Origin of the sequence: uncultured Albimonas sp. (genome assembly GCF_963977235.1) — a bacterium.
Classification (GTDB): Bacteria; Pseudomonadota; Alphaproteobacteria; order Rhodobacterales; family Rhodobacteraceae; genus Albimonas.
In genome coordinates this window covers 26,985-53,981 of sequence record NZ_CAXBOD010000034.1, presented here as the reverse complement: position 1 = coordinate 53,981, position 26,997 = coordinate 26,985, and the positions used below count along the sequence as shown (strand labels likewise).

Sequence of the window (26,997 nt, the reverse complement as noted above, 5' to 3'; positions counted from 1 at the left end):
CGTTCGGGCGCATGTCGACGGCGCTGGCCATGCGGTTGGACATGTTGAAGAAACCGGCGGTGGCGGCGATGTCCCAGATGTCGGCGTCCGAGAACCCGGCCTCGCGCAGGGCCTCGCGGTCGGCTTCCACGATGCGGTGGGAGTCCACGGTCATCTTCTCGGCGAAGGTCAGCATCGCGACCTGGCGGGGCGGCAGGTCGGCCGCGCGCCAGTTCATCACCAGCGCCTCGCCCAGCTTCGGGTCGCCCGAGAGCTGCCGGACCGCCGCGCCATGGGCCGTGAGGCAGTAGAAGCAGCGGTTGATGGCGCTGACCGCGACCGCGATCATCTCCCGCTCCAGCTTGCTCAGGCCCGAGGGCGCCAGCATCAGGTCGTTGTACATGCCGGAGAAGGCCCGCAGCTTCTCGGGCGCGAAGGCGTAGGCGGCGAGCACGTTGGGAACCAGGCCCAGCTTCTCCTCGCAGACCGCGAAGTACTTCGCCGTGTCCTCGGGGAGCGGATCGAGGGGCGGCAGGTCCAGCGCGGTGGGGAGCGGGGCTTTCGCCGGCGCCGCCTTGGCGGTCTTCTTCTTCGGGGCTTTCTTCGCGGCCTTGGCCATCCTCGGTCCTCCCTTGCGGGGGATCGGGACGGCCCCCGTCATTTCGCCTGACGGTAGTGGTAGCGCGCCACGGTTTCCATGCCCGCGCCCTCGTAGAGCGCCCGGGCGGGCCCGTTCGCCTCGGTCACCGCCAGCGCCACCCAGGCCGCGCCGTGGTCGAGCGCAAAGCGCGCGGCCCCGACCAGCGCGCCGCGGCCCGCGCCCTGCCGGCGATGGCCGGCGCGCACCTCGACCGCGTGCAGCATGGCGATGTCGCCGTCCACGGCCACATGCGCCACGCCCGTCACCCGGTCGTCGGAGCGGACCATGATCTGGGTGTGCGGACCCTGGCAGCGGGCCATCACCGCGCGCCGTTCGGGCCCGATGCCGCCCGCGGCCCAGATCTCGTTGAGCAGGGCGAGGCGCACCGAGACGGAGACGGCGCGCACGTGCTTGCCCAGGTCCAGCGCGGCCAGGGCCCGGGCCTCGCCGAGCATCAGCACGGTGGGGTCGACCACCTCCCAGCCCGCGTCCGCCAACACCGCGTCCAGCGCGGCCGCCGAGCCCGCGACCTGCGCCAGCGGCGTCTCGCCCCGCCCGCGCATCGCCGCGGCCAGCGCCGCCGCGTCGGTCGAGCCGACCGAGACCGCGGCCGAGACCCGCTTGCCCCCGCCCGCGCCCTCGCGCAGCCGCCAGCCGGGCGCGGCGTCGAGGTCGCTCGAGGCCGGCGGCCAGGTCGCCTCCAGCGCCTGCATCAGGCGGGTTTCGTTCGGAGTTTCCATGCTGCTCTCGCCTCCCTTGCCCGCGCCCGCCGCGCCCCGTCGCGGTCGGCGCGAGGGTGGGCGGGTGGGGAGCGCCGGCCGGGGCGGGGCGCGGCGGGCGCGCGCCGCCTGCGGCGCCCCGGCGGGCGGCCTCAGCTGTGCTGCTTGAGCAGCCGCTGCTTGTCGCGGGCCCAGTCCCGCTGTTTCTGGGTGTCGCGCTTGTCGACGGTCTTCTTGCCCTTGGCGATGCCGATCTTCAGCTTGGCGATGCCGCGGTCGTTGAAATACATCCGCAGCGGCACCAGCGTCATGCCGCCCCGCCGCGTCTCGTTCCACAGGCGCGACAGCTCCCGGCGCGAGACCAGCAGCTTGCGCCGCCGCCGCTCCTCGTGACCGAACTTGTCGGCCTGACCGTAGGGGGCGATGTAGCAGTTGATCAGCCACAGCTCCCCGCCCTCGACCGAGGCGTAGCTCTCGGCGATGTTGGCCTGCGCCGCGCGCAGCGCCTTCACCTCGGAGCCCTGCAGCATGATCCCGGCCTCGAGGTCTTCCTCGATGGCGTAGTCGAATCGCGCGCGCCGGTTCTCGGCGATCACTTTCGAGTTGGGATCGGATTTCTTGACCATGGGCTCCTACCTAGGTCGCCCGGCCCCCGTTTGCAGGGGGACGGGCGGTATCTCGGGGTCTCAGATCAGGCCGGCATGCTCCATGGCGGCCTTCACCTCGGCGCGGGTCGCCTCGGTGGGGGCGACCATCGGCAGGCGGACCTCCTCCTCGCAGATCCCCAGCAGCGACATCGCGTACTTGGGGCAGCAGGGGTTCGGCTCGCGGAACAAGGCGATGTGCAGCGGCATCAGCCGGTCCTGGATCTCGAGCGCCTTCGCATAGTCCCCGGCCAGCGTCGCCTCCTGGAACTGGGCGCACAGTTTCGGGGCCACGTTGGCGGTGACCGAGATGCAGCCGACCCCGCCCTGGGCGTTGAAGCCCAGCGCCGTGCCGTCCTCGCCCGAGAGCTGGATGAAGTCCTTGCCGCAGGTCAGCCGCTGCTTGGAGACCCGCGCGAGGTCCCCCGTCGCGTCCTTCACCCCCACGATCCGCGGCAGCTTCGCGAGCTCCCCCATCGTCTCGGGCAGCATGTCGACCACCGAGCGGGGCGGGATGTTGTAGATCACGATCGGCAGCTTGCTGGCGTCGTGGAGCGCCGCGAAATGGGCGATCAGCCCGCGCTGGGAGGGCTTGTTGTAGTAGGGCGTGACGACCAGCAGCGCGTCGGCGCCCACGCTCTCGGCGTGCTCGCAGAAGTCGACGGCCTCGTCGGTGTTGTTCGAGCCCGCGCCGGCGATCACGGGAACCCGGCCGGCGGCGGTCTCGATCACGATCGAGATGACGCGGCGGTGCTCCTCATGGGTCAGCGTGGGGGACTCGCCCGTGGTGCCGCAGGGGACCAGCCCGTGCGAGCCCTCGGCGATCTGCCACTCGACCAGTTTTTTGAGCGCGGCCTCATCCACCTGGCCGTTCTTGAACGGCGTCACGAGGGCGGTGATGGACCCCTTGAACATGTCGCGCTCCTGTATCGAGTCGTTGCCCGCCGCGGTGGGTTGGGCGGCGGAAAGCATGCGAAGCCCGACAGCCGACTCGCGCGCATCGCGAGCCGGTTCGGGCGGGCCGGGACACTATGCGCGCGAACGACGCCCGGCAAGCGCGCGCGAACGGGATTCGGCGGCGAAGCGCGGCGGTTTCCTCGCCCGCGCGCGGGTTTCGCGCCCCGCGGCGCGCGAGCGGCCCCTCGGCCCCCGGCGCGAGGGCCTCCGCGCCGGAGCGCCGCGAGGGGGCTGGCGCCCCCCTGTCCGGCGAGGCATGGTCGCCGCGCCGGCCCTGTCCAGGAGGTTCCCGATGCGCCCGACGTCCCCTCTCGCCCCGCTTTGCGCCGCGATGGCGCTCGCGCTTTCAGGGCCCCCGACGGCGCAGGCCGCCGACCCCTCCTTCGACTGCGCCAGGGCCGAGCACGAGATCGAGACGCTGATCTGCGGCGACGCGCGGCTCGCGGCGCTCGATCGGGAGATCGCGCGCCTCTACGGCCTCGCGCGGAACGGGCCGCACATGGACGAGGCGCAGGCCGGGCGGCTGGCGGCCTACCAGCGCGGCTGGATCAAGGGACGCAACGACTGCTGGAAGGCGGGCGCCGCGGACGCCGAGAAGATCGCCTGCGCGGCCGACGAGTCGATGATCCGCATCATGGAGCTGCGCCAAGGCTACGCCGACGCCCGCGCGGACGACGCGGCCGGCATCTCCGGCGGGCCTCTGCCGGTCGCCTGCGAGGGCTGGGCGGTGGGCGTCGGCTTTGCGTGGGCGGTCACCGACCCCGGCCTCGCCGTGATCGCCTGGATGGACGCGACCGTGCCGCTGGAGCAGGCGATGGCCGCCTCGGGGGTGCGCTATGTCGGGAGCACGTTCGAGGGCGAGTACGAGCTCTGGACCAAGGGCGACACCGCGATGCTGACGATCCCGGGGCGCGAGCGGATGGACTGCCGGCTGGAGGACATCGCCGAATGACGATCGAGCTGCGGCTGGCCACCGAGGCCGACCGTCCCGTCCTGACCGGGCTGATGGGCCGGGCCATCGACTCCCTCCAGACCGATTTCCTGACCGCCGAGCAGGTGGCGGCCAGCCACGCGATCATGGGCATGGACCCCGAGCTGATCGCCGACGGCACGTATTTCGTGGCGGAGGAGAACGGCGTCCCCCTGGGCTGCGGCGGCTGGAGCCGTCGGCGCACCCTGTTTGGCGGCGACCACACCGCGGGGCGCGACTCCGGCCTGCTGGACCCGGCGAGCGAACCGGCCCGGGTGCGCGCCATGTACACCGACCCCGCCGCCGCCCGCCGCGGCGTGGGCCGCCTGATCCTGCGCGCGGCCGAGGCCGCCGCCGCGGCCGAGGGGTTTCGCCGCGGGGAGCTGGTCGCCACGCTCTCGGGCGCGCCGCTCTATCGCTCGGCCGGCTGGGAGATCGTCGAGCGGTTCGAGGCCGACACCCCCGAGGGCGTCACCGTGCCGGTGATGCGCATGACCAAGGCGCTGGGCTGAGCGGCCCGGCTTCCGCCGCCCGGAACATTCCGCTAACATCTGCGTCATGAGCCTCGCCCCCTCCCGATCCGATCCCGCCCTGGCCTTTGCGCTCGCCGGCGAGGCGCTGGAGGCGCGGCCTTCGGGCGCGCTGTGGTGGCCGGCGCAGGGCCTGCTGGCGGTCTCGGACCTGCATCTGGGCAAGTCGGAGCGGATCGCCCGGCGCGGCGGGACCCTGCTGCCCCCCTACGAGACGCAGGCCACGCTGGACCGGCTGGGCGAGGAGATCGCCGCGACCGGGGCGCGGACGGTGCTGTGTCTGGGCGACAGTTTCGACGACCTCGCCGCCGCCGCCCTGCCCGAGGCCGAGGCGGGGCGGCTTGCAGCCCTGATGGCCGGGCGGCGCTGGCTGTGGATCGAGGGCAACCACGATCCTGGCCCCGTCGGCCTGGGCGGCGAGCACCTGGCCGAGCTGCGCGCGGGTCCGCTGGTCTTCCGCCACGAGGCCGCGGTTCCCCGTGCGGAGGGGGATGCGCCGGCGGCTGTGGCGACGGCGGAAGCGGGGGCGGGCGAGGTCTCGGGCCACTACCACCCCAAGGCGCGGCTGCGCGGGGGCTGGCGGCGCTGTTTCGTGCTGGCGCCGCCGCGGCTGATCCTGCCGGCCTTCGGGCGCTATACGGGCGGCCTCGACGTCGGGTCCGGGCCGCTGCGCCGGGTCGCGCCGCGGGGGCTGGCGCTGATCGCCGGCGCGCGCGTGGTCGCGGCGCCGCTGGAGCGGCTGCGGGGCTGAGGCGGCCCGGCCTTGCCCGCGCCCGCCGCTTCCCGTCATCTGTCGCCGAGGACACGACGCAGGAGACCTCCCGATGCCCCAGACCCCGCCGACGCGAAACCCGAACTGGGAGGCCGATCTGCGCGCGGTCTTCGCCTCGAACGCGATGATGCGGCATCTCGAGATCTCGCTCGTCGAGGTCTCGCCGGGGCGGGTCTGCGTGCGCGCGCCGATCACGGCGAAGGTGACCCAGCACCATGGCTATGCCCACGCGGGGCTGGCGTTCGCGATGGGCGACAACGCCCAGGGCATGGCGGCCCAGAGCCTGATCGAGCCGGGCCAGGGGATCGTGACCATCGAGATGAAGATCAACCTGCTCGCCCCCGCGGTCGGCGAGGCGCTGGTCGCCCGCGGCTTCGTCGAGCGGGCGGGGCGCCGGGTGATCGTCACCCGCGGCGAGGTCGTGGCGCTGGCCGAGGGGCGGGAGAAGACGGTGGCGATCCTGCTCGGCTCGATGGCGGTGGTCTGAGGGCGGTCCCCGGCGAAGCCCGCGCGCCCCGGGCCTGACCCGGGGCCTCCTGCGGCCGGGGCTGGGGCTCAGTCCCGGGGCTGAGCAGGGGTCTGGGCAGGGGTCTGGGCGGGGGGCTGGGGCGGGTCGGCGCGGGGGCGGTCGTCGTCCTGGAACAGGATCCGCGCGGCGTCGCCCTCGAGATCGCGATACTGGCCGCGCTTGAGCGACCACAGGAACGCCGCGAGGCCGAGCCCGCCGAGGATCAGCGAGGCGGGAATGGTGGCCAGCAGGATGGTCATGCGGGACCTCCGGTGAGGGGTGTGGGGGCGGCCTCGGCCGCGCGGCCCGCCCGGCGCATCCGCAGGGCGTTGAGCGTGACCACGATCGAGGAGCCCGACATCGCCAGCGCCGCGATCAGCGGCGTGACCAGGCCCAGCGCGGCCAGAGGCACCGCGCAGGCGTTGTAGAGAGCGGCGAAGGCGAAGTTCTCGAACACCCGCCGCTTGGCGGCGCGGGCCACGTCGAGGGCGACCACCACAGGCGTCAGCCGCGTGCCCGCCAGCGCCATGCCCGCCGCCGCCCGGCTGACGTCGGCGGCCGAGGCGGGCGAGATCGAGGCCGCCGCCGCCGCCAGCGCCGGGGCGTCGTTGATGCCGTCGCCGACCATCAGGACGGTGCGGCCCTCGGCGGCCAGCGCCTCCAGCGCCGCGACCTTGTCGGCCGGCGTGGCGTTTGCGCGCCAGTGGGCGATGCCGGCCTCGGCGGCGGCGCGGGCGACCGGGGCCTCGGCGTCGCCCGAGATCAGGCGGACCTCGAGGCCGCGGGCCTGCAGGGCGGCGATCGTGGCGGCGGCGTCGGCGCGCAGGGGATCTTCGAAGCCGAAGCGGACGGGCGGGGCCTCGCCCAGGCGCAGCCAGACGGCGGAACCGGCGTCGGGGTTGGCGTCGGGGGCGGCGGTCCCGGCTCCGCACCAGTCGGCGCGGCCGAGGCGGGCGGGGCGGCCGGCGATCTCGCCCTCGACGCCGCAGCCGGGGACCTCGCGCAGGGAGGTGGCGGGGGCGGCGGGGAGGGCGCGGGCCTCGGCGGCCGCGGCCAGCGCCTTCGAGAACGGGTGGCGGGAGACCTGGGCGAGCGCGCGGGCGGCGGACCAAAGCTCGGGCGCCTCGGGGGCCTCGGTCAGCATGGGCTCGCCAGTCGTGAGGGTGCCGGTCTTGTCGAAGACGGCGACGTCGACGTCGGCCAGACGCTCCAGCGCGGCGCCGTCCTTGAGGAAGATGCCGGCGCGGAACAGGCGGCCGCCCGCGGCGGCGTGGACCGCGGGGGCGGCGAGGCCCAAGGCGCAAGGGCAGGTGATGATCAGCACGGCTGCGGCGATCAGCACCGCGTCGCGCAGCTCGGCGCCCACCAGCAGCCAGGCCGCGAAGGTCACCGCGGCGGCGAGGTGCACGATGGGCACGTAGAGCTTCGCCGCCCGCAGCGCCCAGTCGACATAGCGGGTGCGCGCGCCCTCGGCCGCCTGGATCATCCGGGCGATGCCCGCGAGCGCGGTGTCGTCGCCCGTCGCGGTCGCCTCGACCAGCAGCGGGGCGGAGAGGTTGAGGACGCCGGCGTGGATCTCGGCGCCCATGGCGGCGGGCTCGGGCCGGCTCTCGCCGGTGATCATCGAGCGGTCGAGGTCCGAGGCGCCCTCGATCACCCGGCCGTCGGCGGGGGCGCGCTCTCCGGCGGCGACCTCGATCAGGTCGCCGGGGCGCAGGTCCTCGACGGCGACGACGCGACGGACGCCGCCCTGCGTCACCACGGTGGCGGAGTGGGCCTGGAGGCCGCCGAGCTCGGCGGCGGCGAGGCGGGCGTGGCGCCGCGCGCCGTGGTCCAGCACCCGGCCCAGCAGCAGGAAGAAGCACAGCGACACGGCGGCGTCGAAATAGGCGTGGGCGCCGCTCTCGGCGACCTCGAACAGGCTGACGCCGGCCGCGAGGATCAGGGCGAGGCTGATCGGCACGTCCATGTTGACGTGGCCGTGGCGCAGCACGCCCAGCGCCGAGCGGAAGAAGGGCATGCCGGCGAACGCGGTGGCCGGCAGCGCGATCAGCGCCGAAACCCAGTGCAGCAGGTCGCGGGTGGCGTCGGCCGCCCCGGACCAGACCGCGACCGAGAGCAGCATCACGTTCATCATCGCAAAGCCCGCGACGGCGAGGCGGGCGAGCAGGTCGCGCCCCTCGCCGTCACGCTCGGCGTCGTGCATGGCCCGCGCGTCGAAGGGGCGGGCGGGGTAGCCGATCCGCGAGAGGGCGGCGACCACGTCCTCGGGCTCCGCCGCGGCGGGGTCGTAGGTGGCCGAGACGCGACGCAGGCTGAGGTTGACGCGGGCCGAGCGCAGGCCGGGGGCGCGGGGCAGCGCGTCTTCGATGCGCTGGATGCAGGCGGCGCAGTGGACGCCGGGGACGAGGAGGTCGAGCCGCCGCAGCCCCTCGCCCGCGTCGGAGACGAAGCGCGCCAGCCCGCCGGTGCGCGCGAAGGTGGCCGCGGCGCCGGTGGGGCAGCAGGCGCCGGGGCTCGACCATTCCGGCTGGCCCGGGGGCTGGCCCAGGGGCTGGCCGGCGGGCTGGCCGGGGGCGAGGCCGGAGGGCCCGCCGGGGAGGGGCTCGACGAGGCTCACCCGTCGACGCCTGCCGGGGCCCCCGCGGTTCCGGGGGCGGCGTCTTCGGCCGCGACGTAGATCTCGTCGATGATGTGGTAGCGGTCCTCGCCCTGGCGGGCGTCGATCTCGACCCGCCACATGCCTGCGCCGAGCGGCAGGCGGGTGACGTAGGCGCCGCGCAGGCCGGGCGCGGGGGCGAGGCCCAGCTCCTGGTCCTGCTGCAGCGTGGCGGGGCGGCCGACAACCGCGGTGACGGCGAGGCCGTCGAGCGGCTCGCCCCCCGGCCCCGCGATGCGCACACTCAGCGCGCCGTCGGCGTAGTCGGAGGCGAAGCGCCAGCCCAGCGCCCGCTCGGCCTTGAGCTGGGCGTCGAACTGCTGGGCCTCGGCATAGGCGTTCTTGGAGACGAGACCCGGGAAGCCGCCGACCGCGAGGGTCGCCATGGTCAGGTTGACCGCGATGATCACGCCGAAGAAGGCGACCGCGATCAGCAGCACCTTGCGGCCGGTCAACGGGCGGCCGGGCTTGGCGGAAGGGTCGGGAGAGGTCATGGGCGTCGCTCCGCAGGGGCGGGGGGGACGGGGGGCCTCACGGCCCCTCGTTGGCATCCTTGGGCGAGAGGAAGAAGGTGTCCACCGCCACCCGCTCCCGGGTCTGCTGATCCTCGATCCAGATCTCGACCTCGGCGCGCTCGGTGGGGCGGGCGAAGGGGAGGGTGGTCAGGAACAGGCGCATCTGGCGCAGCTTGTCGGCCTCGACCTGGAACGCGAGCCAGTCGAGCCCCTGGATGTCGGCCTCCAGCGGCAGGTCGGAGCGGAACGAGAGCACGAAGTCATGCGGCTCCTGGTTCTGATTGGCGACCTTGATCGTGTAGCCGTTGCGGATCGTGCCGTTGGACAGCACCACGTAGGTCGGGTTGCGGTCGCGCGCGACGGTGAGGTCGATCGAGTCGCGCATGAACAGCGACACCATCATGCCCACGCCGATCGCCGCCCACATCACGAAATACAGGATCGTGCGCGGGCGCAGGATGCGCTTGATCACCGGGATCGGCTGGGCGCCCCGGGTCTCGATCGCCTCGTCCTGGAGGGTGACGTAGTCGATCAGGCCGCGGGGCTTGCCCACCTTCTCCATCACGTCGTCGCAGGCGTCGATGCACAGCGCGCAGGTGATGCAGGCCAGCTGCTGGCCGTCGCGGATGTCGATGCCCATCGGGCAGACGTTCACGCAGGCGTTGCAGTCGACGCAGTCGCCGAGCCCCGCCTCGGCGTTCTTCTTGCGGTGCTTGCCCCGCGGCTCGCCCCGCCAGTGGCGGTAGCCCACGGTGATGGTCTGGTCGTCCATCATCGCCGCCTGGATGCGGGGCCAGGGGCACATGTAGATGCACACCTGCTCGCGCATGAAGCCGCCGAAGACGAAGGTGGTGGCGGTCAGCGTGGCGATCGAGGCGTAGGCCACGAACGGCGCCTGACCGGTGAAGATGTCGCTCAGCAGGGTGGGGGCGTCGGCGAAGTAGAACACCCAGGCGCCGCCGGTGGCGACCGCGATCAGCAGCCACACGATCCACTTGGTGACGCGCAGGCGGGTCTTGCGGGCGTCCCATGTCTGCTGGTGGAGGCGGACGCGGGCGTTGCGGTCGCCCTCGATCCAGCGCTCGACGGTGATGAACAGGTCGGTCCACACGGTCTGCGGGCAGGTGTAGCCGCACCAGACCCGGCCGAGCGCGGAGGTGAACAGGAACAGGCCGAGGCCGGCCATGATCAGCAGGCCCGCGACATAGATGAACTGCTGGGGCCAGATCTCGATCCAGAAGAAGAAGAACCGGCGGTTGGCGAGGTCGACCAGCACCGCCTGGTCGGGCATCGCCGGGCCGCGGTCCCAGCGGATCCACGGGGTCAGGTAGTAGATCGCCAGAGTCACGCCCATGATCCACCACTTGAGCGTGCGGAAGGTCCCCTTCACGCGGCGCGGAAAGATCGGCACGCGGGCGGCGTAGAGAGACTGGCCCTGGTTGGGTTCCTGGATGCTCATCTTTCGCCTCGAAACGTTTTCGTCGGGGCCCTCATGCGCCCCGGGGGCGGGCGGAACCTTGACGCAGGTCAACGCCGGATGCGGCGTCCTGTCCGCGGACGTCGCGTCGGCCCCTGATGTCACGGAGCCGTGATGCGCGCGCGTCGGCCGGCGCGGAGCGCGGCCGGCGCCGGCCCCCGATTCCCGTGAGGCGCCCGCGCGATGCAGGCAGTTTAGCCGTGCAACCGTCGGGAGCAAGAAGACCCGGCGCCGCGCGCCGGGCGGGTCCGCCCCCTCGACGGCGGCCGGGGCGGCGCCGCGATTTCGGGCCGCGCGCCCGGGGCTGCGGAGCGCAGGGCCGGGCGCGCAGGATCGGGCTTGGCGAGACCGGCTTCGCGGGATCGGGCGGGGCTCCGGTCGGGAGGGCGTCCGGCCGCGGGGCGGCCGGACGGGTGGAGGCGGTGGGGCGGCCTAGTCCTCGGCGGTCTCGCCGCCGCCCAGGCCGTGGACGTAGATCGCGACCTGCTTGACGTCGGCCTCGGTCAGGCGGCCGAGCCAGTTGGGCATCACGCCGAAGCGGGCGTTGTGCACCGTCTCGGAGATCGCCGCCCGGTCGCCGCCATAGAGCCAGATGGCGTCGGTCAGGTTCGGCGCGCCCTGGTCCTGCATGCCGCGGCCGTCGTCGCCGTGGCAGGAGGCGCAGTTGTCGAGGAACACCTGCTCGCCCGGGCCCGCGAGCTCGGCGTCCGCGTCGGAATGCGAGAGGCCGTAGACATGCTCGACCACCTGGTCGATCTCCGCGTCCTCGAGCAGGCCGTCGCGGCCGAAGGCGGGCATCTGCGACCAGCGGGTGTCGGGGTCGGCCTCCCAGCGGATGCCGTGGGAGACGGTGTGCACGATCGCCTCGCGCGTGCCGCCCCACAGCCAGTCGTCGTCGTTGAGGTTGGGATAGCCCACCGCCCCCGCCGCCCCCGAGCCGTGGCACTGCGCGCACCAGGTCTTGAACAGGGCCGAGCCGCCGGCGGTCGCGAACTGCAAGAGCTCGGGGTCGTCGGCGATCGCCTCGACGTCCATGGCCGCGATCTTGTCGACGTAGATCGACTGGGCGTCGCGGGCCTCAGAGATGTCCTGCATCACGTTTTGGCGCGAGGAATAGCCCAGCACGCCCCCGGTCGCCGAGGAGATCAGCGGCCAGGCCGGGAAGGCGATGGTGTAGAGCAGCGCCCAGACCACCGTCGCGTAGAAGGTGTAGAGCCACCAGCGCGGCATCGGGTTGTCGAGCTCCTTGATCCCGTCCCACTCGTGACCGGTGGTGGGGATGCCCGAGAGCTCGTCGACGTCCTTGTTGTCGTGGTCGGCCATGTCAGCGCTCCCCCTCCGTGCGGGGTCCCGTGGTCGGGCCCGTGGCCGGCGCGGCGTCGTAGTCGTCGCGCAGCGGGATTTTCGAGATGTCGCGATGCAGCTTGCGCGAGCCGGGCCGCAGCGCGAACAGCACGCAGCCGATGAAGAAGCTCATCATCAGCAGCAGCCACCAGCTGTCGGCGAAGTGCCGCAGAACGGTGTAGGTGTCTTCCATGGCGTCCTCCCCCGTCAGCGGCTGGTTTCGACTTCGTAGGTCGAGAAATCGACCATCGTGCCCAGCACCTGCAGATAGGCGATCAGGGCGTCGAGCTCGGTGATCTCGGCCCGACCGTCGAAGTTGCGGATCACGGCGCCCGGATAGGCCTCGAGCAGCGCGTCGTAGCGGTCGCTGTCGGGGTTGATCTGGGCCACCACGTCGGCCTTGGCGTAGGTGACGTTGTCCTGCGTGTAGGGCACGCCGACCCGCATCTGGGCGGTGAGGTGGTCGCCCACATGCTCGAAGTCGAGCGGCGTCTCGATCAGGTGCGGATAGCCGGGCATGATCGACTCCGGCACGACCGAGCGGGGGTCGCCCATGTGATCGACGTGCCAGGCGTCGGAATAGCGTCCGCCCACGCGGGCGAGGTCCGGGCCGGTGCGCTTGGAGCCCCACTGGAAGGGATGGTCGTACATCGACTCGGCCGCCAGCGAGAAATGCCCGTAGCGCTCCACCTCGTCTCGCATCGGCCGGATCATCTGGGAGTGGCAGACGTAGCAGCCCTCGCGGATGTAGATGTCCCGGCCCTTGAGCTCGAGGGGGGTGTAGGGGCGCACCCCCTCCACCTTCTCGATGGTGTTCTGCAGGTAGAACAGGGGCGCGATCTCCACCAGGCCTCCGATGGCGACCACGATCAGGGAGCTGACCAGCAGCAGCGTGGCGTTCTTCTCGAGGATCGCGTGCTTGTTGATCAGCTTGCGCTCGGGGAGGATCGCCTCGGGGGCCCCTTGGGTCTTGGGGTTGTCGGGGGCGGTGTCGGTGGTCTTGTCGTCGCTCATGACGCCCTCCTCACTCGGCCGGGACCGCGGCGGGGGCGGGTTCTTTCCGCTCCCCTCGCGTGGCGGTCATATACAGGTTCCAGCACATGATCAGCGCGCCGGCGAGGAACATCAGGCCGCCGAGCGCCCGGATGATGTAGTAGGGGTGCAGCACCGCGACGGTGTCGGCGAAGGAGTTCACCAGGAAGCCGAGGCTGTCGTACTCGCGCCACATCAGGCCCTGGGTGATGCCCGACACCCACATGGACGCGGCGTAGAGCACGATGCCCAGCGTCGCGAGCCAGAAGTGCCAGTTCACCGCGGGCAGCGAATACAGGTCCTTCTTCCCCCACAGGCGCGGCGTCAGGAAGTAGAGCGCCCCGAAGGTGATCATGCCGTTCCAGCCCAGCGCGCCCGAATGCACGTGTCCGATGGTCCAGTCGGTGTAGTGGCTCAGCGAGTTGACCGCCTTGATGGACATCATCGGCCCCTCGAAGGTCGACATGCCGTAAAAGCCCACCGAGATGGTCAGCATCCGCAGCACCGGGTCGGTGCGCAGCTTGTCCCAGGCGCCCGAGAGGGTCATCAGCCCGTTGATCATGCCGCCCCAGGAGGGCATCCACAGCATGATCGAGAACACCATGCCCAGCGTCTGCGCCCAGTCGGGCAGCGCGGTGTAGTGCAGGTGGTGGGGGCCCGCCCAGATGTAGAGGAAGATCAGCGCCCAGAAGTGGATGATCGACAGCTTGTAGCTGTAGACCGGCCGCCCGGCCTGCTTGGGGATGAAATAGTACATCATCCCCAGGAAGCCCGCCGTCAGGAAGAAGCCGACCGCGTTGTGGCCATACCACCACTGGGTCAGCGCGTCCTGCACGCCCGAGAAGGCCGAGTAGCTGACCGAGCCGAACACCGACACCGGCACCGCCAGGTTGTTGACCACGTGCAGCATCGCGATGGTGATGATGAAGGCCAGGAAGAACCAGTTGGCGACGTAGATGTGGGGCTCCTTGCGGCGGATCAGCGTGCCGAGGAACACCGCGAGGTAGGCCAGCCAGACGACCGTGATCAGGATGTCCACGTACCAGGTCGGCTCGGCGTATTCCTTGCCCTGGGTGCCGCCCAGCACATAGCCCGAGGCGGCGAGCACGATCACCATCTGCCAGCCCCAGAACACGAACCAGGCGAGGTTCCCCCCCCACAGCCGCGCCGCGCAGGTGCGCTGCACGATGTAGAACGAGGTGCAGATCAGCGCGTTGCCCCCGAAGGCGAAGATCACGCCCGACGTGTGCAGCGGACGCAGCCGGCCGAAGGTGGTCCAGGGCAGGTCGAGGTTGAGCAGCGGGAAGGCGAGCTGCGCCGCGATGACCACGCCCACCAGGAACCCCACGATGCCCCAGCCGGCGGTGGCGATGACGCCGGCGCGGATCACGTCGTCCATGTAGCCCGTGTCATCGCCGGCGGGCGCGGCCCTGGCCTCGCCCACGCCGCGCAGGATCCACAGGAACAGCCCCGCCGAGACCAGCAGGACGATCAGCGCGTTCACCTGATAGGCCAGGTCGCGCGCGAAGCTCGCGGCGACGATCGCGAGGATGGCGATCACGGCGAGCGCGAGAAGTTTGAATGTCGAGGCCAATGTCCCCTCCTTCGCCGTGCTTGCGACGGCCTTCCGGACGGGCCCCGTGTCGGGGCTCCGCATGGCGGTCTCATCGGCGAAGGGCCCTGCCAACGCCTTGATCCATATCAACGCCGGCGAAAGGGAGGGGCGGCGCAGGACCGAACCCGTTGCGGACGCCGACGGTTTCCGTATCGTGAGGATACAGCATCGGCATGTTAACGCACTGTTAAACTTGCGTCATTCTCAAGAGAGTTTTGCAACGGGACCCGGCGCGCAGCGTCCCCGCCCCGCCGGCGCCGGACTTGCCGTGACGCCCAGACGCAGGCCGACGGCGCGGGGCGCTCGCGACGCCTTCGGGCGGGCCGGTCGGGCGAGCGCAGTCCGGGCGCGGCGGCAATCGCCACGCGCAGGTCGTCGGCGGTCGCAAGGGAGTGGGCTTCAGGGCGCAGTCGTCAGGGAGCGGTCGTCAGGGAGTGGCCGTCAGGCGGCGGCGAGCTCTCCGCCCGCGGCTTCCTCGAGCGCGCTCCAGCTGGGGATCAGCAGGTGGCGGGCGTCGATCATCTCGATCACGCCCGACTTCTTCAGCACGCCCATCTGGCGGCTGACGGTCTCGATGGTCAGACCCAGGAAATCGGCCATGTCCTCGCGGGTGAGGGGCAGCTCGATCAGGACGCCGTCCATCGGGCGGCGACGCTCGAGTCGCAGGGCCCGCTGGGCGGTCATCACGATGAAGCTGCACAGCTTCTCCTGCGCCGACTTGCGGCCCAGCAGCACCATCCACTCGCGCGCCGAATCGAGCTCGTCGAGCGTCATCTCCAGCAGGCGCTGCTCGAGCGTGGGGGTTTCGCGCAGGGCGGCCTCGAACTGGGGGCGGTTGAAGGCGCAGACGCGCAGATCGGTGACCGCGACATAGTCGAAGGGCGAGACCGGGCTGAACGGCCGCCCGACCATGTCGCCGGGAAACAGCAGGCCCACGACCTGGCGGCGACCGTCGGGCAGGATGCGCGACATGCTCCCCACCCCCTCGACGATGGTGCCCATGAACGGGGCCCGCTCGCCCATTTCCAGCAGGCGCTCGCCGGACTTGTAGTTTCGGTAAGTCTTTATTTCGGTGAGGAAGTTGAGCTCGGGCGCCGTGCAGTCCGAGCACACCGCATGCTGGCGGATTGCGCAGTCGAGGCAATGGCCTCGAGCCCGGATGTCAGGCGCCCCCGAAGTCGCCGCGTGAAGCATTGCTTTCATCGTTCAACAGGTTCTGCCGATTCAGGCGCCGCGTCAACGGGATCGCAGTTGGTTCTGAACCAACAACGATTTTTTTTGAATGCGACGGCCGCCCGCAGGCGTCCGGAACGTGAACGATCGCCGTTTCGCCGCAGCGCAGCGTCAAACTTTCGCGTGCAACCGGAGCGGCAGGGTTGCTATCAGTCGGATCGGGATGTGAATGGCGTGATGCGGACGCTGCCGGTGGATCGGGGGATCCACAGGTGCGGCAGCGATGCGAAAGGTGGACGCGGTGGACGACTATCCGGGGACTCGCAAGGACGAGACGCGCCGCGGCGCGGAACTGCCCGAAGGCCTGAGGCGGGCGGCGACGTCGCCCGCGCCCCCGCAGACCGAGACAGAGATAGATCTCGGCGCGCTTCTGCAGTCGGTCTGGCAACGCAAATGGATCGTCGCCGCCTTCGGGTTCGGCTTCGCGCTGCTGGCGGTGGCGATGGCCTACGCCCTGACGCCGCGCTACACCGCCACCTCGGTGGTGATGCTCGATCGCGGCCAGTCCAACATCATCGACGTCGAGGCCGTCTCCTCCAGCCTCGGTCAGGACTACTACACGATCCTGGCCCAGCGGCAGGTGCTGATGTCCCGCTCGCTGGCCGAGCGGGTGGTCGACGCGCTGGACCTCGAGAACGAGGTCTACTTCAACCCGATGCTGATCGAGCAGGAGGAGCCGAGCCTGGTCGCCTCGCTGCTGTTCGGCGGCGTCGACCTGCTCAAGACCACGATCCGCGGCGCCGTGACCGAGGACTCCGACGGGCCCAGCCTGCGGGACTCGGTGGGCGACGACTACTGGACCCGCCAGATGGCGGTGGACATCCTGCGCGGATCGCTGCTGGTGGAGTCGATTTCCGAGACCTACGTCTACTCGCTGTCGGTGACCACCGAGGATCCGTTGCTGTCCACGCAGATCGCCAACAAGATGGCCGAGCTCTACATCACCGACCAGCTCGAGACGAAGTTCGAGGCCACCCAGGCCGCGACCGCGTGGCTGTCGGACCGCGTGGCCCAGCTGCGCATCGAGGTCGAGCAGGCGGAAGCCGCCGCCGAGGCCTACAACTCCTCGTCCACGCTGATCTCCGAGGCGACGCTGGCCAACACCAACCGCCAGCTCAAGGAGCTGCGCGAGCGGCGCGAAGAGATCATGCGCCAGCAGACGCTCGGCGGCGGCCGCGAGGCCGAGCTGCAGGCCATGCTGGACGCGCAGGACTACGCCGGGTTCGCCGCTGCGGTGAACGTCCCGCGGCTGACCTCGCTTGCCCAGGACATCGAGAACGCGCAGGGCGAGACGCGGGACACGCTGACGCAGACCTTCGAGATGCTGGCCGCGCGCATGGTCAGCCAGGCCGAGATCGAGCGCGACCGCGCCGAGAGCCAGCGCGCGGGCATCTCCGCCTCGATCGCCCAGCTCGAGGCCCAGCTGGAGAGCCAGACCCAGGACCTGGTGGAGCTGCGCCAGCTTCAGCGCGAGGCCGAGGCCAGCCGCCGCATCTACGAGCAGTTCCTGCGCCGCCTGAACGAGACCTCGGTGCAGGAGGGCACGCAGCAGGCCGACGCCCGGGTCCTGTCGGAGGCGGTGGTGCCGCTGACGCCGAGCTATCCCAAGAAGACCCTGATCGTGCTGATCGCGGGCTTCCTGGGCGGCATCTTCGGCATCGCCTACGTCGTGTTCGTCGAGCAGATGAACAGCGCCTTCCGCACCTCGGACGAGCTGGAGAAGGCCACCGCCCTGCCGGTGATGGGCCAGATCCCGATCGCCCCGGTGCGGATGCGCCGCGGCCTGCTCGACTATGCGGTCGAGCGGCCGTCCTCGTCCCTGGTCGAGGCGGTGCGCAACCTGCGCACCGGCGTGATGCTGGCCAACATCGACCGGCGGCCCGAGCTGATCATGCTGACCTCGACCCTGCCCAAGGAGGGCAAGACCACCTGCTCGCTGCTGCTGGCGCAGAACGCCGCCGGGCTGGGCAAGAAGGTGCTGCTGATCGAGTGCGACCTGCGTCGGCGGACCTTCCGCACCTACTTCCCGGGCGCGCCGAAGCTGGGCCTGATGTCGATCCTGTCGGGCGACAAGACCTGGGAAGAGGTCGTCTATCGCGACGAGCGCACCGGCCTCGACGTGATCATGGGCGAGGAGACCAAGGTCAACGCGGCCGACGTCTTCCACTCGCAGCGCTTCCAGGAGTTCCTGGCCGAGGCGCGCCGGCGCTACGATTTCGTGGTGATTGACACGCCCCCGGTGATGGCGGTGCCCGACAGCCGGGTGATCGCGCCGATGGTCGACGCGGTGATCTACTGCGTGCGCTGGAACTCGACCCACAAGGACATGGTGCGTTCGGGCATCGCGCAGTTCTCGCAGATTGGGGTGACCATCTCCGGGCTGGCGCTGACCCAGATCAACTTCAAGAAGATGGCGCGCTACGGCTACGGCGGCTACAACTACTACTACTACAAGACGTCCAGCCGGTATTACCTCAACTGAGGCGCCGACAAGACGGGCCGGACGGCCTGCGGACCCGGGCCCCGTCGTCACGCGACGGGGCCCGTTTCGTTTCGGGAGGTCCGTTGCAGGAGGCCCGTTGCAGGAGGATCAACATGCGGGGACGCGTCGCCATCGTCGGCTACGGCTCGCTGATCTGGGACCTGGAGGTCCTGGCCGCGCAGGTCGAGGGGGCCTGGCGGATGGGCGCCGGCCCGGCCCTGCCGCTGGAGTTCTCGCGCGTGTCGCCCAAGCGGCGGAGGGGGCTGGTGGTCTGCGTGGACGCGGTCCACGGCGCCCCCTGCCCCAGCCACGCCATCGCCTCGCGGCGGGAGACGGCCGAGGCCGCGCGCGCGGATCTCGCCGCGCGAGAGCGGGCGCCGCTGGAGCGGGTGGGATTCGTGTGCCTGCGCAGCGGCCGGCGCGAGGGCCGCGTCGCCGATCTGGTCGCCGACTGGGCCGGGGGGGCAGGTCTGGCGGGCGCGGTGTGGACCGAGCTCGACCCAAATTTCGAGGCGCACGCCGGCCGCCCCTTCGACTTCGAGGCCGGCGAGGCCTGGCTGCTGGCGCTGGCCGGCGAGGATCGCGACGAGGCGGTGCGCTACATCGCCAACGCCCCGGCGGCCACCGACACGCCGTTCCGCCGCCGGCTGGCCGCGCGGCCCTGGTGGCAGGCCGAGGCGGCCCGCGTCGCCGCGCTGGACTCCGCCGCCGGGGCGCCCTGGGCCGCGAAGATCGACTGAAGCCCCCGCGGCGGCGGCCCCCCGGCGGTTGATCGCGGGGGCCTTGCGGCGCCTGCTGTCGGGGCGCGGCCGGGGGGGGGGGCGCCAGGCGCCCTGCCCGGCCTGTCGGAGGGTCAGAGGCCCGACAGATCCTCGGCCAGCAGGGCCGCGACGCCCATCAGGATCAGCGCGGCCATCGCCAGGTTGAACAGCCGCAGGCGCAGGCCCTGCCCCAGGAAGCGCCCCATCACCGCGCCGAACGCCGCCCAGGCGTGCGTCGAGAGCACGCCCGCCAGCGCGAACACCGCCGCGGCGGCGAGCGCGTGGCGGGCCGGCGAGGCGCCCTCGACGAAGGGCGCGGCGATGCCCAGCGACATCACCCAGGCCTTGGGATTCACCCACTGGAAGGCCGCGGCCTGCAGAAAGCTCCACGGCCGCGCGCCGTCGTCTGGCGCGGCGGCGTTGGCGGCGGCGTTGGGGGGTGTGGCGGGCCGCGCCGAGGCGATCTTCCAGGCGAGCCAGGCCATCAGCGCCGCGCCGCCCCAGCGCAGGGCCTCGCGCAGGGTCTCGCTCTGCTGGAAGGCCTGGCCGAGGCCCAGCGCCACGCAGAACACCATCACCGGGAAGCCCAGCGCCACGCCGCGCGCATGGGGCAGCGTCGCCCGCAGCCCGAAGCGCGCGCCCGAGGCCGAGAGCAGCGCGTTGTTGGGCCCCGGCGTGAAGGTCGCCGCCAGCGCCAGCGCCATCAGCGCCGCAAGGTTCTCGAGCCCGATCGCCGGTCCACTCGCATCCATGTCCCCGGCCCCCTCGGCCTGTTGCGTCAGCCATGCTGACCCTGTCTGGGGACAATCGATCCTCCCCCGTCGCCAATCAAGCGACGGTTCGTGATCGGCGCCATCACCGTCGCGCATCCGGGGGACCGGCGCGAGCCGCGTCGGGAGGCGCCCGCGGGGCTACGCCGGCGCCTGCCGCGCCGGTTGGGCGCGCCCTCCGGGCGACGGCGACAGCGGCGCGGCGCGGGACGGTCGGGGACCTGGCCCGAAGGGCGGCGGCGGCGGGGGCCTCGATGGCCCCCGTCGACGCCACCCGGCCCCCGAGAGGGGTTCAGGCGTCGAGCATCTCGCCCTTGGTGGCGCGGAAGTCGGAGCGGACCCACTGGTCCTCGAGCGCGGCGAGCCTTCGGCCCAGCGCCGGGCCCGGCTTCATGCCGCGGGCGACCAGATCCTGGGCCTGCACCGGGAAGGTGGCCGTGGCGCCGCGGGCGACGTCGCGCGACAGGGACCGCGGCGGCGGCGCGCCGGTGGCCGCGGCCCGCAGCAGGGCGGCGTCGCGGGCAGCCTCGGCCCCGTGGCGGTAGGCGACCTGAGCGAGCGGCGCGTCGCTCTCCATCGCGCGGCGGGTGGCCTCGAGCGCGCGCAGGTCGGCGCGCGACAGGCGCATCAGCTCGACGGCCGATTTCGGGGCCACCCCCATCGCCAGCAGGCGGCGCTTCCAGTCGGGGAGGGGGGCGGCGCGCGCCTCCATCGCCGCCAGCGGCGCGATCGACTGGGCGTCGGCGCCGGGCAGCACCCGGGCCAGCACCCCGCAGGCCGCCATGGCGCAGATCGCGGGGCCGGGGTCCTCGGCGCCCAGCAGCTTGCGAAGCTCGGCGCCGATCCGCTCCCTGGGCAGGGTCTCGACGCCCTCGGCCTCGGCGGCGCAGGCGGCCAGGCCCTCTTCGTCGATGCCCCGCCAGGCGTCGCCGTAAAGGGCGTGGAAACGGAAGAAGCGCAGGATCCGCAGGTAGTCCTCGCGGATCCGCGCGGTCGGCTCGCCGATGAAGCGCACCCGGCGCAAAGCGATGTCGCCCAGCCCCGTGCCCAGCGGGTCGGTCACCGTGCCCTGCGCGTCGGCGTAGAGCGCGTTGATGGTGAAGTCGCGCCGGCCGGCGTCCTGCGCGAGGTCCGCGCCGAAGGCGACGGTGGCGCGGCGGCCGTCGGTCGCGACGTCGCGGCGGAAGGAGGTGATCTCGAAGCTGCGGTTGGTCAGCACCGCGGTGACGGTGCCGTGCGCGATGCCGGTGGGGACGGTGCGGATGCCGGCTTCGGTCAGCAGGCGGCTCACCTCGCGGGGATCGGCGTCGGTGGCCATGTCGAGGTCGCCCACCGGCCGCCCCAGCAGCGCGTCGCGCACGCAGCCCCCCACGAACAGCGCCAGCGCCCCCCCGGCGGCGAGCGCGGCCAGCACCTGGCGCGCGGCGCGGTCGTCGAGCCAGGAGCCCTCGACGCGCAGCGGCGGCGAGGTTTCGGCGTCGGGGCGGGCCGGGCGCACCGCGCTGTTGTCCGGGCGGACGGCGGTCTCGTCCGGGCGGGCCGGGCGCGCGGGGTCGCCCTCCGGGCGGGCCGGAGGCGCGGCGTCGTCGTCAGGGGTCACCGGCCCCGGGACCAGCGAACAGCCGCAACCCTCACCGCTCATCCCCCCACCTCGTCGCCGGTCGAGAGCGAGGCGATCCGCTCCGACAGGCCCACCAGCATCCGCGCGGTGGCGCCCCAGATGTAGCGCCCCTCCCACGGCATTGCATAGAAGAACCGTCGCTGGCCCTGGTACATGCGGCTTTCGCGGATGTGGTTGGCGGGGTCCATGAGGAAGTCGAGCGGCGGCTCGAACACCTCGGCGACCTCGCCGGGGTCGGGGCGGGCGACGAAGCCGGGGTCGATGAAGCCCACGAAGGGGGTGACGGCGAAGCCGGTGACGGTCTCGTGGCCGTCGATCTCGCCGACCACCTCGACGCCGGAGGGGGCGAGGCCGATCTCCTCCTCCGCCTCGCGCAGGGCGGCGTGGAGGAGGCTCTCGTCCCCGGCCTCGAGCCCGCCGCCGGGGAAGGCGACCTGGCCGGCGTGCTTGCGCAGGTGGTCGGCGCGCCGGGTCAGCACCACGCGCAGGCCGGCGCCGTCGCCGCGGTCGACCAGCGCGCACAGCACGCCGGCCTGGCGCAGGGGCGCGGCGGGCGCGTCGGGGCGCAGGACGTGGGGGTTGAGGTCGAAGTCCGAGCTCGCCCCGCGGCGTCCGCGCAGCACCGCCTCGAACACCAGGTCGGGCGAGATCGAGGCGGTCGGGCGAGGGGCGGGAGCAGGGCGCGCGTCGAAAGTCATCCCCCGGCAATTGGGGCGAAAACCGGGCCAAGGCAAGGGCGCATCGCGCCGCTCCCGCCTGGCGGGGGCCCGGACGTGACCAGAGGGCGGCGCCCCCCGCAGCCCCGGCCGCAGCCGGACCCGCCCGTCGCGGCCCGCATTCGCGGCGCGCGCGGGTGGGCGGGTGGGGCGTGCGCCGGGGATGCGGGCCTGCGCGCGAGGCCGACCCCGGGCGGCTTCGCACGGCCCGGCCCGGCCCCCCGCGTCCCGCCATCCGGGGCGGAGCGTCGGGCCGCGGCGGTTCGGGCCGCGCGCCCCGGATCGGCCGGACGCGGGCGGGCGGGCCGCGAGAGGCCCCGGGTCAAGCCCGGGGCGCGCCCTCGGCGCGCGGGCGGGCGCGCCGAGGGGAGGCGGGGTCTCACGCGGCGGCCCGGCGACGGCTCAGGCTCAGGCGACGGCGGCGGCGGCGGCCTCGCCCTGGGCGCGGGCCTGGGAGAGGGTCTGGACCGGGGTCAGCGCCTCGGGGTCGACCACCAGTTCGATCAGGTAGGGGACCGGGCTCGCCATGGCGCGGGCGAGCGCGGCGGGGAACTGGTCGGTCTCGCTCACCTGCTCGCCCTCGCCGCCGTAGGCGCGGGCGAGCATCACGAAGTCGGGGTTCACCAGGTCGGTGGCGATGGTGCGCGCGGGGTGGTGACGCTCCTGGTGCATGCGGATGGTGCCGAACATGCCGTTGTTGACCACGAGCGAGATCAGCTTGGCGCCATACTGTTTCGCGGTGGCCAGCTCCTGCGCCGTCATCAGGAAGCAGCCGTCGCCGCCCATCGCGATCACCGTGCGGCCGGGCTGGGTGATCGCGGCCGAGACCGCCGCCGGCACCCCGTAGCCCATCGAGCCCGAGGTCGGCGCCAGCTGCGTGCGATACTTGCGCAGCATCCGGAACTTGTGCAGCCAGATCGTGTAGTTGCCCGCGCCGTTGGAGATCACCGCGTCCTCGGGCAACGCCCGGTTCATCTCGGTCATCACCGCGCCCATGTCGAGCGCGAAGGGGCTCTGCGGCGGGGTCGAGAACGCCTCGAACGCCGCGCGCAGCGTGGCGACGCCGGGGCTCTGGCCGTCGCGCGGCGGCAGGCCGGAGGCGGCGGCGAGGAACGCCTCGGACGCGCAGGCGAAGGCGAGGTCGGGGCTGTAGACCGCGCCCAGCTCCTCGGCGCCGGGGTGCACCTGGATCAGCGCCTGCTTCATCACCGGGATCGAGAACAGCTCGTAGCCCTGCGAGGCGATCTCGCCGAGGCGCGAGCCGAGGTTGAGGACCAGGTCGCACTCCTCGCGGATCCAGTTCAGCAGGGCCGGGTTGGCGCCGATCCCCAGCGTGCCGCAGAAATTGGGGTGGGCGTTGTCCATGTAGTCCTGGCGGCGGAAGGCGGTGACCACCGGCAGGCCCTGGGCGGCGGCGAAGTCGGCGGCGGCCTCGGCGGTCGCCTGGCTCCAGCCCGGACCGCCGATGACCATCAGCGGCGCCCTGGCGGCGGCCAGCATCTCGCCGACCTTCGCGACCTCGGCGGCGGCGGGGGCGGCGACGGGCGGGGTCCAGGGCTTCAGGTCGGCCACGCGGGCCTGCTCGGAGAGGGTCTCTTCGGGCAGGGCCAGCACCACCGGGCCGGGGCGGCCGGACATGGCCACGGCCCAGGCGCGGCCGATGAATTCGGGGATCCGCTCGGCGCTCTCGATCTGGGCGACCCACTTGGCCATGGGGCCGAACATCTGGCGGTAGTCGATCTCCTGGAACGCCTCGCGGGCGAAGTGATCGCGGGAGACCTGGCCCACGAACAGGATCATCGGCGTCGAGTCCTGGAAGCCGGTGTGCAGCCCGTTGCAGCCGTTGGTGGCGCCGGGGCCGCGGGTGACCGCGGCGATGCCGGGCTTGCCGGTCATCTTGGCGTGGGCCTCGGCCATGTTGGTCGCCCCGCCCTCGTGCCGGCAGGAGATCGTGCGGATGGCGTTGGCATGGTCGTGCAGCCCGTCGAGCAGGCCCAGGAAGCTCTCGCCCGGCACGCAGAACACCGTGTCCGCCCCCAGGATCGCCAGCTGGTCGGCGAGGATCTTCCCCCCGTGGCGCAGCGGCAGGTCGGTGCGGGCGGAGGCGGCGGCATCGGTCATGGGGGGTCTCCTGAGGATAGGCGCCCCTGCTTAGCGCGCCCGCGCGGCGCCGGCAAAGGCCGCGTGCGGCCGCCTCAAGGGCCGCGTGCGACGGGCGGGGGCCTCGTCACGGCCGTGTCACGGCGAATCGCTTCAGATGGGGGCGTGTGGCGTAGGAAGTCGGAAACCCGGGTGGCGTCTTCCGACGAAGCGTTGAGTTTCCGGGCTCGGGTCAGCCCATGCATGCCGTGCTCCGACTGCGTGCCGCCGACGGGCGGGGTCTTCCTCGGCCCCGACCGTCGGCTTGTGGCGGGGAGGGGGGCGCGGCGAGGGGGGCGCGGCGAGGGGGGCGCGGCGCGGGCGCCCCTCGCGCCCGCGTCGCCGAGGCGCCATCATCGCCCGATGACCCGACCCCGACTGACTTTCTGGTTCGAGTTCGCCTCGACCTATTCGCATCTCGCCGTGCAGCGGGCCGAGGCGCTGGCGCAGGCCCGCGGCGTGGACCTCGTCTGGCGTCCGATCCTGCTGGGCCCGATCTTCGCGGCGCAGGGGTGGACGACCTCGCCGTTCAACCAGCTGCCGGTGAAGGGCGCCAACATGTGGCGCGACATGGAGCGGCAGGCGCAGAAACTGGGCCTGCCCCCGATCGTGCGGCCCGATCCGTTTCCCCAGAACAGCCTGCTGGCCGCCCGCGTGGCCACGGCGCTGGCCCCCGAGGGCCGGCCCGGCTTCGCGCGCGAGATCTTCCTGGCCGAGTTCGCCCACGGCCAGGCCATCGCCGACCCCGCCGTGGTGGGCCGGGCGCTGGCCGCCGCCGGGCAGCCGGTCGAGAGCGTGCTCGACCTCGCGGCCCGGCCCGAGGCCAAGGCCGCGCTCCGCGCCGCCACCGACGAGGCGCAGGCCCTGGGCGTCTTCGGCGCCCCGACCTTCGCCACCGCGGACGGCGAGATCTTCTGGGGGAACGACCGGCTGGAGGACGCGCTGGACTGGGCCCTGGCGCACGGCTGAGCGGCCTGCGGCGGGCGCGCGTCGGCAGCGCTCAACGCGCGTCGAAGGCGACGGCGATCGGCGATCGGCGATCGGCGTCTGGGCGTCCTCTGCCCGCCGCGCCAGACCCCGGGGCGCGCGAGGCCCCGGGTCAGGCCCGGGGCGCTCTTGGGGCGGGCGGCGCGCGCAAGCCTCGATGAGCGGATCTGGGGGGGAAGCGCCGCGCCCGGCTCAGTGGCGGAAGTGGCGCATGCCGGTGAAGACCATGGCGAGGCCGGCCTCGTCGGCCGCGGCGATCACCTCGGCGTCGCGCATCGAGCCGCCGGGCTGGATCACCGCCGTGGCCCCGGCCTCGGCCGCGGTCAGCAGGCCGTCGGCGAAGGGGAAGAAGGCGTCCGAGGCCACCACCGAGCCCTTGGCGGGGCTCTGCGGCAGGCCGAGGGCCTTGGCCATGTCCTCGGCCTTGCGGGCGGCGATGCGGGTGGAGTCGACGCGGCTCATCTGGCCGGCGCCGACGCCCACCGTGGCGCCGTCGCGGGCGTAGACGATGGCGTTCGACTTCACGTGCTTGGCGACCTTCCAGGCGAACAGCAGGTCGGCCATTTCGGACGAGGTCGGCTTGCGCCGGGTGGCGACGGTCAGCGAGGCGGGGTCGAGCCGGCCGTTGTCGCGGTCCTGCACCAGGAAGCCGCCGGCCACCTGGCGGAAGCTGGCGGTGGGCGCGCCGACGTCGGGCAGTCCGCCGGTGGTCAGCAGGCGCAGGTTCTTCTTGGCCGCGAAGATCGCCTCGGCCTGCGGCGTGACCGAGGGGGCGATCACCACCTCGGCGAAGATCCTGGCGATCTCGGCCGCGGTCTCGGCGTCGAGCTCCATGTTCAGGGCCACGATGCCGCCGAAGGCCGAGGTCGAGTCGCAGGCCAGCGCCCGGGCCCAGGCCTCGGCCGGCGAGGCGCCCTGCGCGACGCCGCAGGGGTTGGCGTGCTTGACGATCACGCAGGCGGGGCCGTCGGCGGGGTCGAACTCGGCCACGCACTCGAAGGCGGCGTCGGTGTCGTTGATGTTGTTCCAGCTCAGCTCCTTGCCCTGGAGCTGGGTGGCGGTCGCCACGCCCGGGCGGTTGGAGCCGGTGGTGTAGAAGGCGGCGGACTGGTGGGGGTTCTCGCCGTAGCGGAGGGTCTGGGCGAGGCTGCCTGCGAAGGCGCGGCGGCGGGGCGCGGCCTCGCCGGCGTGCTCGGCCATCCAGGCAGAGACGGCCGCGTCGTAGGCGGCGGTGCGGGCGTAGGCGGTGGCCGCAAGCCGGGTGCGCAGGGCGGGGGTGGTGCCGCCCGCGGCGACGGCCTCGCGCACGGGGGCGTAGTCCTCGGGGTCGGTGACCACGGCGACGAAGGCGTGGTTCTTGGAGGCCGCGCGGATCATCGCGGGGCCGCCGATGTCGATGTTCTCGATGCACTCGGCGGGCCCGGCGCCCGACGCGACGGTGGCCTCGAACGGGTAGAGGTTCACCACCAGCAGGTCGATGGGCAGGATGTCGTGGTCCGACATCGCGGCGATGTGGCCGGCGTCGTCGCGCAGGGCCAGCAGGCCGCCGTGAACCTTGGGGTGCAGGGTCTTGACGCGGCCGTCCATCATCTCGGGGAAGCCGGTCAGCTCGGAGACGTCGCGCACCGGCAGCCCGGCCTCGCGGATCGCCTTCGCGGTGCCGCCGGTCGAGACCAGCTCCGTGCCGGCCTCGTGCAGCGCGCGGGCGAGATCGGTCAGCCCGGTCTTGTCCGAGACGGACAGCAGGGCGCGGCGGACGGGAAGGCGGGCGTCGGTCATGGCGGGGCTCCGGGAGGGGCGGGCGGCGAGAACAGGCGGCGGGGTCGGGCGTTCGATTGCGGCGGCGGGCCGGTGGTCAGGCCGTCGCCGGGGCAGGCGGCGCGGTCTTACCCAAGACGGCCCGGCAAGGCCAGCGAACGCGAGGTCG

25 protein-coding genes are annotated in these 26,997 nt (G+C 72.9%); 7 read left to right on the top strand and 18 right to left on the bottom strand.

All coding sequences use genetic code 11. From position 1 onward, the window contains the following. From AAC134_RS15410 to dapA, 4 genes are all read right to left on the bottom strand, one after another. On the bottom strand, positions 1-598 hold a 598-nt coding region (locus tag AAC134_RS15410), incomplete at its 3' end, for a peroxidase-related enzyme (RefSeq protein ID WP_339949998.1). Between the two features lie 38 nt (positions 599-636). Then, complete coding sequence (locus tag AAC134_RS15405) at positions 637-1,359, bottom strand: GNAT family N-acetyltransferase (RefSeq protein WP_339949997.1); 723 nt, start codon at positions 1,357-1,359, stop codon at positions 637-639. Positions 1,360-1,490: 131 nt separating this feature from the next. Next, entirely contained in the window at positions 1,491-1,964 is a 474-nt protein-coding gene (smpB, locus tag AAC134_RS15400) for an SsrA-binding protein SmpB (RefSeq protein WP_339949996.1), read from the bottom strand. A 60-nt stretch (positions 1,965-2,024) separates the two neighbouring features. After that, positions 2,025-2,897, bottom strand: coding sequence for a 4-hydroxy-tetrahydrodipicolinate synthase (dapA, locus tag AAC134_RS15395; protein ID WP_339949995.1), 873 nt, complete (start codon positions 2,895-2,897; stop codon positions 2,025-2,027). Between the two features lie 334 nt (positions 2,898-3,231). On the opposite strand from dapA, the gene AAC134_RS15390 reads away from it, so the two are divergent. The 4 genes from AAC134_RS15390 to AAC134_RS15375 all read left to right on the top strand — a co-directional run bounded on the left by AAC134_RS15390 (position 3,232) and on the right by AAC134_RS15375 (position 5,698). Further along, complete coding sequence (locus tag AAC134_RS15390) at positions 3,232-3,891, top strand: MliC family protein (protein ID WP_339949994.1); 660 nt, start codon at positions 3,232-3,234, stop codon at positions 3,889-3,891. After that, positions 3,888-4,421 (top strand): GNAT family N-acetyltransferase, encoded by a 534-nt coding sequence (locus tag AAC134_RS15385; protein ID WP_339949993.1) that lies wholly within the window; start codon positions 3,888-3,890, stop codon positions 4,419-4,421. Before AAC134_RS15390 ends, AAC134_RS15385 begins: the two co-directional genes overlap by 4 nt. 46 nt (positions 4,422-4,467) lie before the next feature. Further along, complete coding sequence (gene pdeM / locus AAC134_RS15380) at positions 4,468-5,190, top strand: ligase-associated DNA damage response endonuclease PdeM (RefSeq protein ID WP_339949992.1); 723 nt, start codon at positions 4,468-4,470, stop codon at positions 5,188-5,190. A gap of 73 nt (positions 5,191-5,263) precedes the next feature. Then, on the top strand, positions 5,264-5,698 hold the full coding sequence (locus AAC134_RS15375; protein ID WP_339949991.1) for a PaaI family thioesterase: 435 nt from the start codon (positions 5,264-5,266) through the stop codon (positions 5,696-5,698). 68 nt (positions 5,699-5,766) lie between these two features. On the opposite strand, the gene ccoS is transcribed toward AAC134_RS15375, so the two are convergent. The 9 genes from ccoS to AAC134_RS15330 form a co-directional block, all read right to left on the bottom strand. After that, positions 5,767-5,979 (bottom strand): cbb3-type cytochrome oxidase assembly protein CcoS, encoded by a 213-nt coding sequence (ccoS, locus tag AAC134_RS15370; protein ID WP_339949990.1) that lies wholly within the window; start codon positions 5,977-5,979, stop codon positions 5,767-5,769. Continuing rightward, entirely contained in the window at positions 5,976-8,339 is a 2,364-nt protein-coding gene (locus AAC134_RS15365) for a heavy metal translocating P-type ATPase (protein ID WP_339949989.1), read from the bottom strand. Before AAC134_RS15365 ends, ccoS begins: the two co-directional genes overlap by 4 nt. Next, positions 8,336-8,872, bottom strand: coding sequence for a FixH family protein (locus AAC134_RS15360; RefSeq protein WP_339949988.1), 537 nt, complete (start codon positions 8,870-8,872; stop codon positions 8,336-8,338). Before AAC134_RS15360 ends, AAC134_RS15365 begins: the two co-directional genes overlap by 4 nt. A 37-nt stretch (positions 8,873-8,909) precedes the next feature. Further along, entirely contained in the window at positions 8,910-10,352 is a 1,443-nt protein-coding gene (ccoG, locus tag AAC134_RS15355; protein WP_339949987.1) for a cytochrome c oxidase accessory protein CcoG, read from the bottom strand. A gap of 450 nt (positions 10,353-10,802) precedes the next feature. Further along, positions 10,803-11,693 (bottom strand): cytochrome-c oxidase, cbb3-type subunit III, encoded by an 891-nt coding sequence (gene ccoP / locus AAC134_RS15350; RefSeq protein ID WP_339949986.1) that lies wholly within the window; start codon positions 11,691-11,693, stop codon positions 10,803-10,805. 1 nt (position 11,694) lies between these two features. After that, entirely contained in the window at positions 11,695-11,907 is a 213-nt protein-coding gene (locus AAC134_RS15345) for a cbb3-type cytochrome c oxidase subunit 3 (RefSeq protein WP_339949985.1), read from the bottom strand. 14 nt (positions 11,908-11,921) lie between these two features. Continuing rightward, positions 11,922-12,728, bottom strand: coding sequence for a cytochrome-c oxidase, cbb3-type subunit II (gene ccoO / locus AAC134_RS15340; protein WP_339949984.1), 807 nt, complete (start codon positions 12,726-12,728; stop codon positions 11,922-11,924). A gap of 10 nt (positions 12,729-12,738) precedes the next feature. Beyond that, positions 12,739-14,340 carry a cytochrome-c oxidase, cbb3-type subunit I gene (gene ccoN / locus AAC134_RS15335; protein WP_339949983.1) on the bottom strand — a complete coding sequence of 534 codons (1,602 nt, stop codon included), beginning with the start codon at positions 14,338-14,340 and terminating at the stop codon, positions 12,739-12,741. Positions 14,341-14,802: 462 nt separating this feature from the next. Continuing rightward, on the bottom strand, positions 14,803-15,564 hold the full coding sequence (locus AAC134_RS15330) for a Crp/Fnr family transcriptional regulator (protein ID WP_339949982.1): 762 nt from the start codon (positions 15,562-15,564) through the stop codon (positions 14,803-14,805). A gap of 253 nt (positions 15,565-15,817) precedes the next feature. Between AAC134_RS15330 and AAC134_RS15325 the strand changes: the two genes are divergently transcribed. Then, positions 15,818-18,076 (top strand): polysaccharide biosynthesis tyrosine autokinase, encoded by a 2,259-nt coding sequence (locus AAC134_RS15325; protein WP_339949981.1) that lies wholly within the window; start codon positions 15,818-15,820, stop codon positions 18,074-18,076. Between the two features lie 113 nt (positions 18,077-18,189). After that, the gene (locus AAC134_RS15320; protein ID WP_339949980.1) at positions 18,190-18,816 is read left to right on the top strand and encodes a hypothetical protein; all 627 of its coding nucleotides are present in this window, start codon (positions 18,190-18,192) and stop codon (positions 18,814-18,816) included. A 113-nt stretch (positions 18,817-18,929) separates the two neighbouring features. Here AAC134_RS15320 and AAC134_RS15315 read toward each other — a convergent pair whose 3' ends face one another. The 4 genes from AAC134_RS15315 to AAC134_RS15300 form a co-directional block, all read right to left on the bottom strand. Beyond that, on the bottom strand, positions 18,930-19,589 hold the full coding sequence (locus AAC134_RS15315) for a LysE family translocator (protein ID WP_339949979.1): 660 nt from the start codon (positions 19,587-19,589) through the stop codon (positions 18,930-18,932). A 310-nt stretch (positions 19,590-19,899) separates the two neighbouring features. Next, positions 19,900-21,066, bottom strand: coding sequence for a CCA tRNA nucleotidyltransferase (locus AAC134_RS15310; RefSeq protein WP_339950001.1), 1,167 nt, complete (start codon positions 21,064-21,066; stop codon positions 19,900-19,902). A 179-nt stretch (positions 21,067-21,245) separates the two neighbouring features. Then, positions 21,246-21,926: a CoA pyrophosphatase gene (locus AAC134_RS15305; protein WP_339949978.1), complete on the bottom strand. Its 681-nt coding sequence runs from the start codon at positions 21,924-21,926 to the stop codon at positions 21,246-21,248. 426 nt (positions 21,927-22,352) lie between these two features. After that, positions 22,353-24,065 (bottom strand): thiamine pyrophosphate-binding protein, encoded by a 1,713-nt coding sequence (locus AAC134_RS15300; protein ID WP_339949977.1) that lies wholly within the window; start codon positions 24,063-24,065, stop codon positions 22,353-22,355. A gap of 381 nt (positions 24,066-24,446) precedes the next feature. On the opposite strand from AAC134_RS15300, the gene AAC134_RS15295 reads away from it, so the two are divergent. Next, positions 24,447-25,052 (top strand): 2-hydroxychromene-2-carboxylate isomerase, encoded by a 606-nt coding sequence (locus AAC134_RS15295; RefSeq protein ID WP_339949976.1) that lies wholly within the window; start codon positions 24,447-24,449, stop codon positions 25,050-25,052. A 210-nt stretch (positions 25,053-25,262) separates the two neighbouring features. Here AAC134_RS15295 and purH read toward each other — a convergent pair whose 3' ends face one another. Further along, positions 25,263-26,849 (bottom strand): bifunctional phosphoribosylaminoimidazolecarboxamide formyltransferase/IMP cyclohydrolase, encoded by a 1,587-nt coding sequence (gene purH, locus AAC134_RS15290; protein ID WP_339949975.1) that lies wholly within the window; start codon positions 26,847-26,849, stop codon positions 25,263-25,265. Positions 26,850-26,997: the final 148 nt, after the last annotated feature.

What these genes read in the sequence shown, in the direction of transcription:
- AAC134_RS15405 (WP_339949997.1), bottom strand. Translation starts at nt 1,359, where the DNA reads ATGGAAACTCCGAACGAAACCCGCCTGATGCAGGCGCTGGAGGCGACC.
- smpB (WP_339949996.1), bottom strand. Translation starts at nt 1,964, where the DNA reads ATGGTCAAGAAATCCGATCCCAACTCGAAAGTGATCGCCGAGAACCGG.
- dapA (WP_339949995.1), bottom strand. Translation starts at nt 2,897, where the DNA reads ATGTTCAAGGGGTCCATCACCGCCCTCGTGACGCCGTTCAAGAACGGC.
- AAC134_RS15390 (WP_339949994.1), top strand. Translation starts at nt 3,232, where the DNA reads ATGCGCCCGACGTCCCCTCTCGCCCCGCTTTGCGCCGCGATGGCGCTC.
- AAC134_RS15385 (WP_339949993.1), top strand. Translation starts at nt 3,888, where the DNA reads ATGACGATCGAGCTGCGGCTGGCCACCGAGGCCGACCGTCCCGTCCTG.
- pdeM (WP_339949992.1), top strand. Translation starts at nt 4,468, where the DNA reads ATGAGCCTCGCCCCCTCCCGATCCGATCCCGCCCTGGCCTTTGCGCTC.
- AAC134_RS15375 (WP_339949991.1), top strand. Translation starts at nt 5,264, where the DNA reads ATGCCCCAGACCCCGCCGACGCGAAACCCGAACTGGGAGGCCGATCTG.
- ccoS (WP_339949990.1), bottom strand. Translation starts at nt 5,979, where the DNA reads ATGACCATCCTGCTGGCCACCATTCCCGCCTCGCTGATCCTCGGCGGG.
- AAC134_RS15360 (WP_339949988.1), bottom strand. Translation starts at nt 8,872, where the DNA reads ATGACCTCTCCCGACCCTTCCGCCAAGCCCGGCCGCCCGTTGACCGGC.
- ccoG (WP_339949987.1), bottom strand. Translation starts at nt 10,352, where the DNA reads ATGAGCATCCAGGAACCCAACCAGGGCCAGTCTCTCTACGCCGCCCGC.
- ccoP (WP_339949986.1), bottom strand. Translation starts at nt 11,693, where the DNA reads ATGGCCGACCACGACAACAAGGACGTCGACGAGCTCTCGGGCATCCCC.
- AAC134_RS15345 (WP_339949985.1), bottom strand. Translation starts at nt 11,907, where the DNA reads ATGGAAGACACCTACACCGTTCTGCGGCACTTCGCCGACAGCTGGTGG.
- ccoO (WP_339949984.1), bottom strand. Translation starts at nt 12,728, where the DNA reads ATGAGCGACGACAAGACCACCGACACCGCCCCCGACAACCCCAAGACC.
- AAC134_RS15330 (WP_339949982.1), bottom strand. Translation starts at nt 15,564, where the DNA reads ATGAAAGCAATGCTTCACGCGGCGACTTCGGGGGCGCCTGACATCCGG.
- AAC134_RS15325 (WP_339949981.1), top strand. Translation starts at nt 15,818, where the DNA reads ATGCGAAAGGTGGACGCGGTGGACGACTATCCGGGGACTCGCAAGGAC.
- AAC134_RS15320 (WP_339949980.1), top strand. Translation starts at nt 18,190, where the DNA reads ATGCGGGGACGCGTCGCCATCGTCGGCTACGGCTCGCTGATCTGGGAC.
- AAC134_RS15315 (WP_339949979.1), bottom strand. Translation starts at nt 19,589, where the DNA reads ATGGATGCGAGTGGACCGGCGATCGGGCTCGAGAACCTTGCGGCGCTG.
- AAC134_RS15305 (WP_339949978.1), bottom strand. Translation starts at nt 21,926, where the DNA reads ATGACTTTCGACGCGCGCCCTGCTCCCGCCCCTCGCCCGACCGCCTCG.
- AAC134_RS15300 (WP_339949977.1), bottom strand. Translation starts at nt 24,065, where the DNA reads ATGACCGATGCCGCCGCCTCCGCCCGCACCGACCTGCCGCTGCGCCAC.
- AAC134_RS15295 (WP_339949976.1), top strand. Translation starts at nt 24,447, where the DNA reads ATGACCCGACCCCGACTGACTTTCTGGTTCGAGTTCGCCTCGACCTAT.
- purH (WP_339949975.1), bottom strand. Translation starts at nt 26,849, where the DNA reads ATGACCGACGCCCGCCTTCCCGTCCGCCGCGCCCTGCTGTCCGTCTCG.